Origin of the sequence: Pseudomonas sp., from assembly GCF_051660785.1 — a bacterium.
Lineage (GTDB): Bacteria > Pseudomonadota > Gammaproteobacteria > Pseudomonadales > Pseudomonadaceae > Aquipseudomonas.
The window spans coordinates 1-11185 of record NZ_JBOFQE010000114.1 but is presented as its reverse complement, the minus strand read 5'-3'; the positions used below and the strand labels follow the sequence as shown (position 1 = coordinate 11185).

The 11185-nt window shown below is 59.4% G+C and carries 15 protein-coding genes; 5 read left to right on the top strand and 10 right to left on the bottom strand.

Annotation, left to right across the window (positions count from 1 at the left end):
• Positions 1 to 79: 79 nt before the first annotated feature.
• Positions 80 to 976 (bottom strand): LysR substrate-binding domain-containing protein, encoded by an 897-nt coding sequence (locus tag ACRC4F_RS30755; protein ID WP_438662681.1) that lies wholly within the window; start codon positions 974 to 976, stop codon positions 80 to 82.
• 121 nt (positions 977 to 1097) lie between these two features.
• Between ACRC4F_RS30755 and ACRC4F_RS30750 the strand changes: the two genes are divergently transcribed.
• Positions 1098 to 1856 (top strand): SDR family NAD(P)-dependent oxidoreductase, encoded by a 759-nt coding sequence (locus ACRC4F_RS30750; RefSeq protein ID WP_438662680.1) that lies wholly within the window; start codon positions 1098 to 1100, stop codon positions 1854 to 1856.
• 171 nt (positions 1857 to 2027) lie between these two features.
• Here ACRC4F_RS30750 and ACRC4F_RS30745 read toward each other — a convergent pair whose 3' ends face one another.
• On the bottom strand, positions 2028 to 2462 hold the full coding sequence (locus tag ACRC4F_RS30745) for a multidrug/biocide efflux PACE transporter (RefSeq protein ID WP_438662679.1): 435 nt from the start codon (positions 2460 to 2462) through the stop codon (positions 2028 to 2030).
• Positions 2463 to 2552: 90 nt separating this feature from the next.
• On the opposite strand from ACRC4F_RS30745, the gene ACRC4F_RS30740 reads away from it, so the two are divergent.
• Positions 2553 to 3407, top strand: coding sequence for a LysR family transcriptional regulator (locus tag ACRC4F_RS30740; protein WP_438662678.1), 855 nt, complete (start codon positions 2553 to 2555; stop codon positions 3405 to 3407).
• A 139-nt stretch (positions 3408 to 3546) separates the two neighbouring features.
• On the opposite strand, the gene ACRC4F_RS30735 is transcribed toward ACRC4F_RS30740, so the two are convergent.
• The 4 genes from ACRC4F_RS30735 to ACRC4F_RS30720 form a co-directional block, all read right to left on the bottom strand.
• Positions 3547 to 4782: an RNA polymerase sigma factor gene (locus ACRC4F_RS30735; protein WP_438662677.1), complete on the bottom strand. Its 1236-nt coding sequence runs from the start codon at positions 4780 to 4782 to the stop codon at positions 3547 to 3549.
• The gene (locus tag ACRC4F_RS30730; protein WP_438662676.1) at positions 4782 to 5273 is read right to left on the bottom strand and encodes an SRPBCC family protein; all 492 of its coding nucleotides are present in this window, start codon (positions 5271 to 5273) and stop codon (positions 4782 to 4784) included. The genes ACRC4F_RS30735 and ACRC4F_RS30730 overlap by 1 nt, the downstream gene beginning before the upstream one ends.
• Positions 5274 to 5300: 27 nt before the next feature.
• The gene (locus ACRC4F_RS30725; protein WP_438662675.1) at positions 5301 to 5645 is read right to left on the bottom strand and encodes a YciI family protein; all 345 of its coding nucleotides are present in this window, start codon (positions 5643 to 5645) and stop codon (positions 5301 to 5303) included.
• An 81-nt stretch (positions 5646 to 5726) separates the two neighbouring features.
• The gene (locus ACRC4F_RS30720; protein ID WP_438662674.1) at positions 5727 to 6152 is read right to left on the bottom strand and encodes a YybH family protein; all 426 of its coding nucleotides are present in this window, start codon (positions 6150 to 6152) and stop codon (positions 5727 to 5729) included.
• 140 nt (positions 6153 to 6292) lie between these two features.
• On the opposite strand from ACRC4F_RS30720, the gene ACRC4F_RS30715 reads away from it, so the two are divergent.
• Both ACRC4F_RS30715 and ACRC4F_RS30710 read left to right on the top strand, forming a co-directional pair.
• Positions 6293 to 6778 (top strand): GNAT family N-acetyltransferase, encoded by a 486-nt coding sequence (locus ACRC4F_RS30715; RefSeq protein WP_438662673.1) that lies wholly within the window; start codon positions 6293 to 6295, stop codon positions 6776 to 6778.
• 7 nt (positions 6779 to 6785) lie between these two features.
• Positions 6786 to 7391 carry a pyridoxamine 5'-phosphate oxidase family protein gene (locus tag ACRC4F_RS30710; protein ID WP_438662672.1) on the top strand — a complete coding sequence of 202 codons (606 nt, stop codon included), beginning with the start codon at positions 6786 to 6788 and terminating at the stop codon, positions 7389 to 7391.
• A gap of 156 nt (positions 7392 to 7547) precedes the next feature.
• Here ACRC4F_RS30710 and ACRC4F_RS30705 read toward each other — a convergent pair whose 3' ends face one another.
• The 4 genes from ACRC4F_RS30705 to ACRC4F_RS30690 form a co-directional block, all read right to left on the bottom strand.
• On the bottom strand, positions 7548 to 7718 hold the full coding sequence (locus ACRC4F_RS30705) for a hypothetical protein (RefSeq protein WP_438662671.1): 171 nt from the start codon (positions 7716 to 7718) through the stop codon (positions 7548 to 7550).
• Positions 7715 to 8203 (bottom strand): GNAT family N-acetyltransferase, encoded by a 489-nt coding sequence (locus ACRC4F_RS30700; RefSeq protein ID WP_438662670.1) that lies wholly within the window; start codon positions 8201 to 8203, stop codon positions 7715 to 7717. Before ACRC4F_RS30700 ends, ACRC4F_RS30705 begins: the two co-directional genes overlap by 4 nt.
• A gap of 312 nt (positions 8204 to 8515) precedes the next feature.
• Positions 8516 to 9004, bottom strand: coding sequence for a GyrI-like domain-containing protein (locus ACRC4F_RS30695; RefSeq protein WP_438662669.1), 489 nt, complete (start codon positions 9002 to 9004; stop codon positions 8516 to 8518).
• A gap of 67 nt (positions 9005 to 9071) precedes the next feature.
• A complete protein-coding gene (locus ACRC4F_RS30690) occupies positions 9072 to 9734 on the bottom strand; it encodes a LysE family translocator (RefSeq protein ID WP_438662668.1) in 663 nt (220 codons plus the stop codon).
• A 138-nt stretch (positions 9735 to 9872) separates the two neighbouring features.
• On the opposite strand from ACRC4F_RS30690, the gene alaC reads away from it, so the two are divergent.
• Positions 9873 to 11084, top strand: a complete 1212-nt coding sequence (gene alaC, locus ACRC4F_RS30685; protein ID WP_438662667.1) for an alanine transaminase — start codon at positions 9873 to 9875, stop codon at positions 11082 to 11084.
• Positions 11085 to 11185 lie beyond the last annotated feature (101 nt).

The following is an 11185-nucleotide window of genomic DNA, read 5'->3' as shown; positions in this document are numbered from 1 at the left end:
TGGCGATCCAGACAACACGGTGAAACAGACACACCGCGTTGCCTGGATCGCCAGCAAGCCGGCTCCTACAGGGAACGCGTCAAGTTGTGGACTGGATGACATTGGCCAGCCAGTCCATGAACGCTCGCACCCGCAGCGGCAAATGCCGTTGCCGGGCGTAGAGCAACGACACTTCCATCGACGGTGCGCTCAACTGTGGTAACACCGCCACCAGATCACCGCTGCTCAAGTGCGACTGCATGCCCTTGATCGGCGCCTGAATCAGACCAAATCCTCCCAGACACGCCAGCTCATAAGCGTCAGTGCTGTTGACCGTCACGCTGCCCGCCATCGGCAGTTGCTGCGGCTTGCCCTCCACCTCGTACAAAAACCCGTCCGACCGCGAACCCAATACGCCGACGTAATGCACCATGCGGTGCTGCGCCAGGTCTTCGAGCGTTTCGGGAATCCCGTAGCGCTGCAGATACGCCGGGCTCGCACAGTTGACCATCGCAAAATCGCACACACGGCGAGCGACTACTGATTGATCCGGTTGCGCCCCCACTCGCAACACGCAATCAAAGCCTTCGCGAAGCAAATCCACTCGCCGATCCGTGGTGCTGATTTCCAGTTCCAGATGGGGGTGGCGCGCCATGAATTCCGGTAGCTGCGGCATCACCACTTGGCGGGCCAGAAAGTTGGGCATGTCGATGCGAATGCGCCCGACCAATGAAGCCGGGTCCTGACGAAACAGGCCTTCGATGTCGTCCATGTGCGACAGCAAATCCTTGCTGCGTTCGTACAACACGAGTCCGTCCTGCGTCGCCTGGACCCGGCGCGTGGTGCGTTGCAACAAGCGCGTACCCAGCAGTGTTTCCAGCGCTTGAATGTGCTCGGACACTGTGGACCGGGGCAACCCCAGACTCTCGCCCGCCAAGGTAAAACTCGACATTTCGCTAACACGAACGAAGGTGCGTAGCAGTTCCAGTTTGTTCACGGGGCCGCCCTTTATTGTTCGGATTAACCGACCAGTGATTCCGATTTCAGTGTGTTTATCACTTCAGGCCGGATAAATAAACTTCCTCCACACCGTCACTCACTACCCTTGAGGAAGTCCCATGAACCGTAAAATCGCACTGATCACTGGCGCCAGCCGCGGCCTCGGCAAAAACGCAGCCCTGCATCTGGCCGCCCAAGGCGTCGACATTATCGGCACCTACAACAGCAAGGCCGACGAGGCGCAGGCACTGGTCGCTGAGATCGAAAGCCTCGGCGCACGGGCGGTGATGCTGCAACTGGACGTGAGCCAAAGCGAACGTTTCGAAGACTTTGCCACCCAGGTCGCCGACGTGTTGCGCAGCCGGTTTGATCGCCAGCACTTCGACTTCTTGCTCAACAATGCCGGCATCGGCCTGACCGCAAATTTCGTCGACACCACCGTCGCCCAGTTCGACTTGCTGATGAACATCCACCTGAAGGGGCCGTTCTTCCTCACCCAGAACCTGCTGCCGCTGATGGCGGACGGTGGGCGCATCCTCAACGTGTCCAGCGGTCTGACCCGCTTCAGCTTGCCGGGTTACGGCGCTTACGCGGCGATGAAAGGCGCGATGGAAGTGCTGACCCGCTACCAGGCCAAGGAACTGGGCGCCCGCGGCATTTCCGTGAACACCCTGGCACCGGGCGCAATCGAGACGGATTTCGGCGGCGGTACCGTGCGCGATAACAGTGATGTGAACAGCTACATCGCCGGCAATACCGCGTTGGGTCGGGTGGGACAGCCGGATGACATTGGTGCTGCGATTGCATTGCTGCTGGCACCGGGCAGTCAGTGGATCAATGGCCAGCGCGTTGAAGCGTCGGGCGGGATGTTCCTGTAACCCCTAAACCTGTGGCGAGGGAGCTTGTCGGATCGCCGCACCGTCCCGCTGGGTTGCGAAGCAGCCGCAAAATCCCGGCAACTGTCGAAGATTTTGCGAGCGCTTCGCACTCGAGCGGGACGGTGCGGCGATCCGACAAGCTCCCTCGCCACAAAAACTGTTCTCTCTGGATTAGCGGGCAGTAGACACCATCAACATGCGCTCGCGCACCACGTCATACGCCCAGTGATAAACGTAGGTGTACGGCAGGAAAAACAGCAACACGCCGATATCCAGCAAGAACGCCTGCCACAGGCTGACGTTCAGCCACCACGCAATCAGTGGCACACCCATCGCAACCAGCCCGCCTTCGAACAGCAACGCATGGACAACCCGCACCCAGGCGTTGTGGACGATGCCATAGTGTTTGAGCAAACGGTCGAACAGACCGTTGAAGACCACGTTCCAGCCCAGGGCCAAGGCGGCGATCACTACGGTGACGGCGCCCATCTCGATCATTGGCTTGTCCATGATCCACGCCAGCAGCGGCGTACAGATCAGGATGGCCAGCACTTCGAAACCGATGGCCTGGAAAATACGTTCGGTGATGGATTTGTTAGCGCTCATGATCAGGGCTCCCTGAGTGACTGTGGTTGCCATCATCCGTTCTCACACCGATACTTCCTAACCAATAACCATCGAGCAAGGCGATAGTTCATGGCGTCTCAGGAAGTGTTGCAGGCGTTTGTCCAGGCGGCGACGCAAGGCTCTTTTTCCGCGGCCGCACGCAAGCTGGGGCGCAGTCAGTCGACCATCAGTGCCGCAGTGGCCAGCCTGGAGATCGATCTGAACCTGACCCTGTTCGACCGCAGCAGCCGCAAACCGAGCCTGACCCCGGCCGGGCATGTGATGCTGCAACGAGCCGAGGAAATCCTCGCCGCCACCAGCCGGTTGGAAATGACCGCCAGCCAACTGTCCCAAGGGGTTGAGCCGAAGCTGACGGTGGCGATTTCCGACACTTATCAATCCGACCGTTTCGAAGCGGCGCTGAGTGCTTTCGAGCAGCGTTATCCAGACCTCGAACTTGAATGCCTGATCGCTGAATGTGATGACCTGGTGGCGCTGGTGCAAAGTGGCCGTGCGCATGTGGCCTTCGCCGAAAAGCAGGACAGTTATCCGCCGGATCTGGTCAGTTCCACCGTGGAGGAACGGACGGAAATCGCCCTGTTCGTGTCCCGTGAACATCCGTTGGCGGCGCTGAACCTCGTCGATCAAGACGTGTTGCAACAGCACCGAGAGTTGCGGCTGGCGACGATCGTCAATCCGTACGAAAGCCGTGCAAAGGGACGCGTCTGGTCGGCGCCGAGTTACCTGATGCTGCTGGAAATGGCCCAAGGCGGATTCGGCTGGGCGCCGTTGCCACGCTGGCTGGTGGAGCGGTTTGGTCCGGGAACATTGAAGGAACTGGACGTGCGCGGCTGGCCGAAACCGGTGTTTGTCGATGCCCTGTGGTCGCGGCTGCATCCGCCGGGGCCGGCGGGGAGTTGGTTATTAAGCAAAATGTTGGAGTGAAGGTCCTGCGGCCCTTATCGTCGGAACGCCGCCCGGAGCAGGCTCGCTCCCACAGTGAATCGTGGTGATCACAAAATTTGTGCACACCACCACCCACTGTGGGAGCGAGCCTGCTCGCGATGGGGCCGGCAGTCTCACATCACTTTAACGCCTTGATCCGAGCCTCGATAAACCGCTGCTCCGGCACCTGCTGCGTCAACGCCAACGCCCGTTCATACGCCGCCCGCGCCTCCTCACGCCTGCCCAACTGCCGACAAAAATCCGCCCGCGCCGAATGCGCCAAGTGGTAATCCAGCAAATCCCCCCGCTCCAGAATCCCCTCCACCAGCACCAACCCCGCCAACGGCCCATCCCGCCTGGAGATCGCCGCCGCACGGTTCAACTCGATCACCGGCGAAGGCACCGCCGCCAACAGCACGTCATACAAACCCACAATCTGCTGCCAGTCAGTCTCCCCCGCCGTGGGCGCTTCGGCGTGCACCGCCGCAATCGCCGCTTGCAGGCAATACGGCCCGAACCGTCCAGTGGTCAGCGCCGCCTCCACCAGCGCGCAACCTTCGGCAATCATCCCGGCATCCCACAACGAGCGATCCTGTTCATCCAGTAAAATCAATTCACCGCTCGCCGACGTCCGCGCCGGGCGTCGTGATTCATGCAGCAGCATCAACGCCAGCAGCCCCATCACTTCCGATTCCGGCAACAACTCCAGCAGCAAACGCCCGAGCCGAATCGCTTCGCGTGTCAGGTCTTCGCGGGTCAGCTCTGCGCCGACGGACGCCGAATAACCTTCGTTGAACACCAGGTAAATCACCCTGAGCACACTGTCGAGACGCTCGGGCAGTTCCGCCAGCGTCGGCACTTGATAAGGGATTTTCGCGTCACGGATTTTCGCCTTGGCGCGCACGATGCGCTGGGCGATGGTCGCCGGCGCCGAGAGAAATGCGCGGGCAATTTCCTCTGTGGTCAGGTCGCACACTTCACGCAAGGTCAATGGCACCTGGGCGTCCGACGCGAGGGCCGGGTGACAACAGGTGAAGATCAGGCGCAAGCGATCATCTTCCACGTCTTCATCACTCCAGTCGGCCTGCTCCAGTTCTTCCAGTTGAGCGATCAACATTGGCCGGGAAGCGGCAAAACGCGCGCGCCGACGCAACACATCAATGGCCTTGAAGCGCCCGGTGGACACCAGCCAGGTGCGCGGGTTGTCCGGCACGCCGTCACGCTGCCAACGCTCGACCGCGACGAAAAACGCTTCGTGCAGGGCTTCTTCGGCGAGATCAAAATCGCCGAGCAAGCGGATGAGCGTCGCCAGAATCCGCCGCGACTCCTCGCGGTAGACCTGCTCGACCCGAGCGGTGACCGAAGCGTCTGTCATCAGTCCGGCATGCCTTCAGTCACCAGCGTCACCAACCGGTCGAGGCTTTGGCCCCAGCCGTCGTGAAAACCCATGGCCTCATGGGCTTGGCGATCTTCTTCGGACCAATGCATGGCACGGGCGATGTAGAGGGTTTTTCCGTCCTTGTCTTCGAGTGTCACCTCGGCCGACATGAACGGTTTGCCCGAGGGAATCCAGCCGGGCATGAACGCGTCGGTAAACACCAGGCGTTCAGGCGCGACGATTTCCAGAAAGACCCCCATGGTCGGGTATTCGGTGCCATCCGGAGCGCGCATCAGGGTGCGAAACTGGCCGCCGACCCACAGGTCCATTTCGCATTCCGGCGTGGTCATGCCGTGAGGTCCCCACCACTGAGCGAGCAAGGCCGGCTCGGTCCAGGCGCGGAAGATCTTGCGGCGCGGCGCGTCGATCAGCCGGCTGATGGACAATTCGAATTCGGCAGGCTGATGCTTATAGGGCTGTGGACTCATGGGGATCTCCTGTCTTGTGCTTGTTATTCAGGGATTCAATTGGCGAACGGGACGCACCTCGACACTGCCGACCCGGGCCGCCGGTATGTTGCCGGCGACCTGGATCGCTTCGTTGAGGTCTTTGGCATCGATCAGGTAGAAGCCGGCCAACTGCTCCTTGGTTTCGGCGAACGGTCCGTCGGTGATCGACATCTTGCCGTTGCGCATGCGCACGGTGGTCGCGGTTTGCACCGACTCCAGCGCCTCGGCCGCAATCATCCGGCCGCTGCCCTCGATCGACTCGGCGTAGGCCATGCACTCGGCGTCATGAGGACTGTCGGGCTGCGAGTGCAACTCCTGTTCGTTGCTGTAGACCAGGCATAGATACTTCATGTGGGCTCTCCCGGATCGAACTGATCAACTATGGCTGCAGATGGGCGCTTTCGCGATTTTCCCGACGAAGCAACCCGAGGTTCAGGGCTCAAGATTGAACAGCGTCGTGCCGCTCATCATGTCGAACGGGGCCGACCAGTGTTCGTGGACGATGCGCCATTGCCCGGCTTCGCGCCGATAGCAGGCGGTCACCCGCATCCAGCAGGCCTGGGTTTCACCTTGTTCGTTGGTGCCGCCGCAATGAGCCAGCCAGTGGGCGAAGGCGATGTGCTCGTCCGCGACGATGTTCATGTGATCGAAGTCGAATTTGTGCGCGCCCTGGCACATCTCCATGCACTCCTCCCAATGCGCGCGGTAAGCCGCCTTGCCCCGGAATTGCAGGGCCTTGACCGCGTCGTAGGAGACGATGTCGTCGCCGTAAAAAGACATGAGTTTCTCGACATCCTTGGCGATCACCGCCTGGCGATAATTGTCGATCAGGGTCTGGATTTCAGTTGTAGCCGTCATGGTGGTTCTCCGTGGTTTTTGTTGTGAAGACACCCTTAGTCGTCCGGCGCAACGCCAGATCGACAGTCGAAATAAAAATAATCCATCCACGCAAACTCGCTAGAATCCGAAACACATTTTGTTGGAAAAAGGACACTCCAGTGACAACCCGACTCGTGCCTTACGAAAGCCTGAACGCGCGCCAGCGCCAGCAGGTCGAGGCCATCGAAGTGCATAAAGATCAGATCAAGTTTTCCGGCGACATCCACGGTGCGTTGCACACCTTGCTGTCCAAGCCCGGCCCAGGCGTGAAAGGATTTGCGCTGCTGGTCGAGGACATTCCGGTGGCCTTCCTGCTGCTGAAACGCCCGCCCGTGTTGCCGGCGTGGGCCGACGAACACAGTGCGACCTTGCATGCGTTGCAAGTCGATCATCGCGCTCAAGGCAAAGGTTATGGGAAGGCCTGTCTGCAAGTATTGCCCGAAGTAGCTCGACTGGCATTTCCGGAGATCAAGGCGCTGGAATTGTCGGTGGATGCAGACAACGAAGCCGCCATCGCGCTCTATGCAAAATTCGGCTGGGTCGACAGCGGCGAAGCGTACCGGGGCCGGATCGGTTATGAACGGCGCATGAGTCTGATTTTCTGAGGTGGTTATGCTCGACAGCATCGAAGCACTGGAAGCGATCTACGGCCAACCCCACGACCGCGCCGTGCGCAAGCAAATTGCCTTTCTGAACGAGGACTATCAGGCGATGGTTCGCGCCTCGCCGCTGGTGATCATCAGCTCGGTTGGCCCTGACGGCATGGACGGTTCGCCCCGGGGCGACACGCCGGGGTTCGTCCGCATTATTGACCCGCAGACCCTGGCAATCCCGGATCGCCCGGGCAATAACCGCATCGACACGCTGCGCAACGTAGTGCTCGATTCGCGGGTGTCGCTGCTATTCATCATTCCCGGAATCGGCGAGACGTTGCGGGTCAACGGCACGGCGCAGATCAGCGCGGAACCAGCGTTGCTGGAGAGTTTTGCGGTGAATGGCAAACCGGCGCGCACGGTGATGCTGGTGACGGTGGCAGCGGCGTACTTCCATTGCTCGAAAGCAATTGTGCGTTCGGACTTGTGGAACCCCGAGAAGCATCTGGATCGCTCGGCGCTGCCGACGGCGGGGGCGTTTCACAAGCGCTTGAATGACGGGCAATTTGATGCGGAAACATACGACCGGGAAGCGCCGGCGCGGGTGCGTGAAAGTCTGTACTGATCAAACACGAAAAAGGGTTGCCTTGATGCAACCCTTGGGGGATGTCGGAAGCTGTCAGAGCAATAAGTAGTCGCCGAACAGTTACTTCAGAGTCGCATGGTGCTCCAGTGAGACAACGTCTGTTACGCAGTGCTCGCTAACTCGACGTTGAAGGTCTCAAGCATCGTTATCGTGCTGCAGCAATTGGCGCCGCTTCGCCAGCTTTTCTAGCAACAAGTCACCAGAAATCAGCTTTCCCTGCTTCTTGTCTCGTGAAGAGAACGAAAGCAGCCTGGTCAGCGCGATGGTCTCATCTCGCCGCTCACGTTCCTCATAAGACTCGATCACAACATCAACTCCATCTCATGCCACGCCATGCCGCCGTGGTCGGAGGCTGAAGGCTTGATGTAGGCAAACCCGAATCCGGCATACAGCGGAACATGCCGTTCCTTGCACATCAGGTGAATGGTGGTCTTGCCCATCGCTCGCATCCGCTCGATGAACTCGCCCATCAAACGCTTCGCCAACCCCTGGCCCTGAAAATCCGGGTGCACCACCACCGACATGATCACCACCTGCGGCCCGGCCGGGTCGTGGCCGATCAGTTCCTTGAACGCTTCGTCTGACATTTCCACTTCAAACGCCGCACCGGAATTGATGAAACCGGCTACCACGCCGTCCACTTCGGCGACGATGAAACCTTCGGGCCAGGTGGCAATGCGGGTGGCGATTTTTTCGCGGGTGGCGGCTTCGTCACCTTCGTAGGCAACGTTTTCGATGGCGTAGCAGCGGTCCAGGTCAGCGGGCGTGACGTGGCGGATGACGGTGTTCATGGCGGCTCGGAATCAGCGAGGGGAAGGCTGGGGATCATAAATTAATAAGGTGTTCATATCGATCACCGCATGCGCCGTAAAGCCTGCGTATAGGCGCTGTCATTGTCGGTCTGTTCGGATTATTGGTGTTGCCTGTCTCTGACCATTGATAGGGGAATACACCATGAGCAGCGTTCAGATCGGACTTCTCTTGCTGTTGGGCATCAGCACGTTTGGCTTTGTCACGTTGTCGATTGACGTGTTGCGGTCGCGGCGGATGAAGCAAGGCAAATGACGTTCAAGAGGCGGACGACGGTCCGCCTCTTGATGCAGTCATTGTTCTTTGAGCGGCAGCCAGATTTCCAGTTTGCCGGTGTTGAGCTTCGGGTTGAAGTCTTCGCTGTAGCGCTCGAATTCCGGAGCATCCGCCGCTTCTTTACCGGACTGCGGCAGCCAGGTTTTCCAGATGTACTGAAAGGTTGCGGGTAACTGGTCCAGCGAGCCTTGGTGCTCGAACACCGCGTAATGCTGAGGCTGAACTTCGACCCAACGGTACTTCTCGGGCAGGTCGTCGAGTTTGCTGATTTCAACGCCGGCGATGTATTCGAAACCACCTTTGCCATCGGGATTGCAGCAAATACCGTAGGTCACTTCGCTTTTTTGACCGGGAATCTTGCCAATCTCGGGAACGAATTTCTCCCAAAGGTCGGGGATGCCTTGGGTAGTCTGCTGGGTAAATCGTGCACCAAGCCCTGCAATGAGCAGGAAGTGCCCGTGTTCGAAGCGGGGCTCGGCCGGTTTTACGCCTGTTTGCTCATCCATGACTCAACTCCTGGAACAAAAAAGTGGGTTCGGCTGGGAGTATAGAAGCCAAACCCGATTCGCCCAATTACAGGGCGTGCAACTGCTCGACGGCGCCTGCACCAACGAACTCGTTAAAACCCGATAGGATCACGTACACCGCGAAATAGCAGAAGATCGCTGCCGATGCCATATACGAGTAACGCAGTAGTTTGTCACCCAGCAACTTGCCGCCATGACTCGCCGCAAAGCACAAAGCGACACACCAGAGCACTCCGGCGCAGAGAAAGCCACCAAGAAACAGCGCCGAGCTGACCGCATCACCGCCACCGGAACGCGCGATCAAAGTGCCGCCCACCGCCGCGAACCAGAGGATGGCGCTGGGTGAGGACATAGCCAGGAAGATCCCGCGGAAAAACTCCTTCCGATGGGAGTTCTGCCCCACTTCGGCGGACTGCGCCAGCACCGCTTCATGGTGAATCGCCGAATAAATCATCTTCGCCGCGAAATACACCAGCAGCGCTGAACCGCCAATCCACAGGACCCAGCGCACGGTTTCGTATTGCAGCAAAACGGTCATGCCCGCCAGCGCCAGCACCGCGTAGATCAGGTCGCCCACACACGTCCCCAACCCCAGGGCAAAGCCCTGAAAATAGCCGCGTTGCATGGCCAACGTGATCATCGCGATATTGGCCACGCCGATATCCAGGCACAGCGAAAGGCTCAGCAGAAAGCCGCTGGTAAATTCCATCAACCGGGTTCCTTCGGACAAATTTGTTTACGTCGTGGCTGGACAGTGTGCCACAACAGCCCTTACATTCCGCCACAGGCCACCGCAGTGGCCAGCGTCGCTCGGACGGTTCCGGGCGCTCACGTTAACGAGGCAACAATGGCTAACCCAGGTTCGCCGCGCCGCTTTGCGCGCATAGATCGACTCCCCCCTTACGTATTCAACATCACTGCCGAGCTGAAGATGGCCGCCCGTCGTCGTGGCGAAGACATCATCGACTTCAGCATGGGCAATCCTGACGGCCCTACTCCGCCGCACATTGTGGAAAAACTGGTCACCGTCGCCCAGCGCGAAGACACCCATGGCTATTCGACGTCCAAGGGCATTCCGCGCCTGCGCCGGGCGATTTCCAATTGGTACAAGGATCGCTACGCGGTCGATATCGATCCTGAAAGCGAAGCCATTGTCACCATCGGTTCCAAGGAAGGCCTGGCGCATTTGATGCTGGCCACCCTCGATCAGGGCGACACCGTGCTGGTGCCGAACCCGAGCTACCCGATTCACATCTACGGTGCCGTGATTGCCGGTGCCCAGGTGCGTTCGGTGCCGCTGATCCCTGGCGTGGACTTCTTCGCCGAACTGGAAAGCGCCATTCGCGGCTCGATCCCGAAACCGAAAATGATGATCCTCGGCTTCCCGTCCAACCCCACCGCGCAGTGCGTGGAACTGGATTTCTTCGAGCGGGTAATTGCCCTCGCCAAGCAGTATGACGTACTGGTGGTGCACGACCTGGCTTACGCCGACATCGTCTACGACGGCTGGAAAGCCCCGTCGATCATGCAGGTGCCGGGCGCCAAGGATATCGCGGTGGAGTTTTTCACCCTGTCCAAGAGCTACAACATGGCGGGCTGGCGCATCGGCTTCATGGTCGGCAACGCCGAACTGGTCAACGCCCTGGCCCGGATCAAGAGTTACCACGACTACGGTACGTTCACCCCGCTGCAGGTCGCAGCCATTGCGGCGCTGGAAGGCGATCAACAGTGCGTCAAAGACATCGCCGAGCAATATCGGCAGCGCCGCAACGTGCTGGTCAAAGGCCTGCACGAACTGGGCTGGATGGTCGAAAACCCGAAAGCGTCGATGTACGTCTGGGCGAAGATTCCCGAAGCGTATGCGCACCTGGGCTCGCTGGAATTTGCCAAGAAGATGCTGGCCGAGGCGAAAGTCTGCGTCTCGCCGGGAGTCGGATTTGGTGAGTATGGGGATGATCATGTGCGCTTCGCGCTGATCGAGAACCAGGACCGGATTCGTCAGGCTGTGCGCGGGATTCGCGGGATGTTTCGGGCGGATGGGTTAGTCACTAAATCTTGATGCCCAACACATAACACTGTGGGAGCGAGCCTGCTCGCGATGAGGGCTTAACATTCAACGAAGATGTTGAATGTTAGTCAGTCATCGCGAGCAGGCTCGCT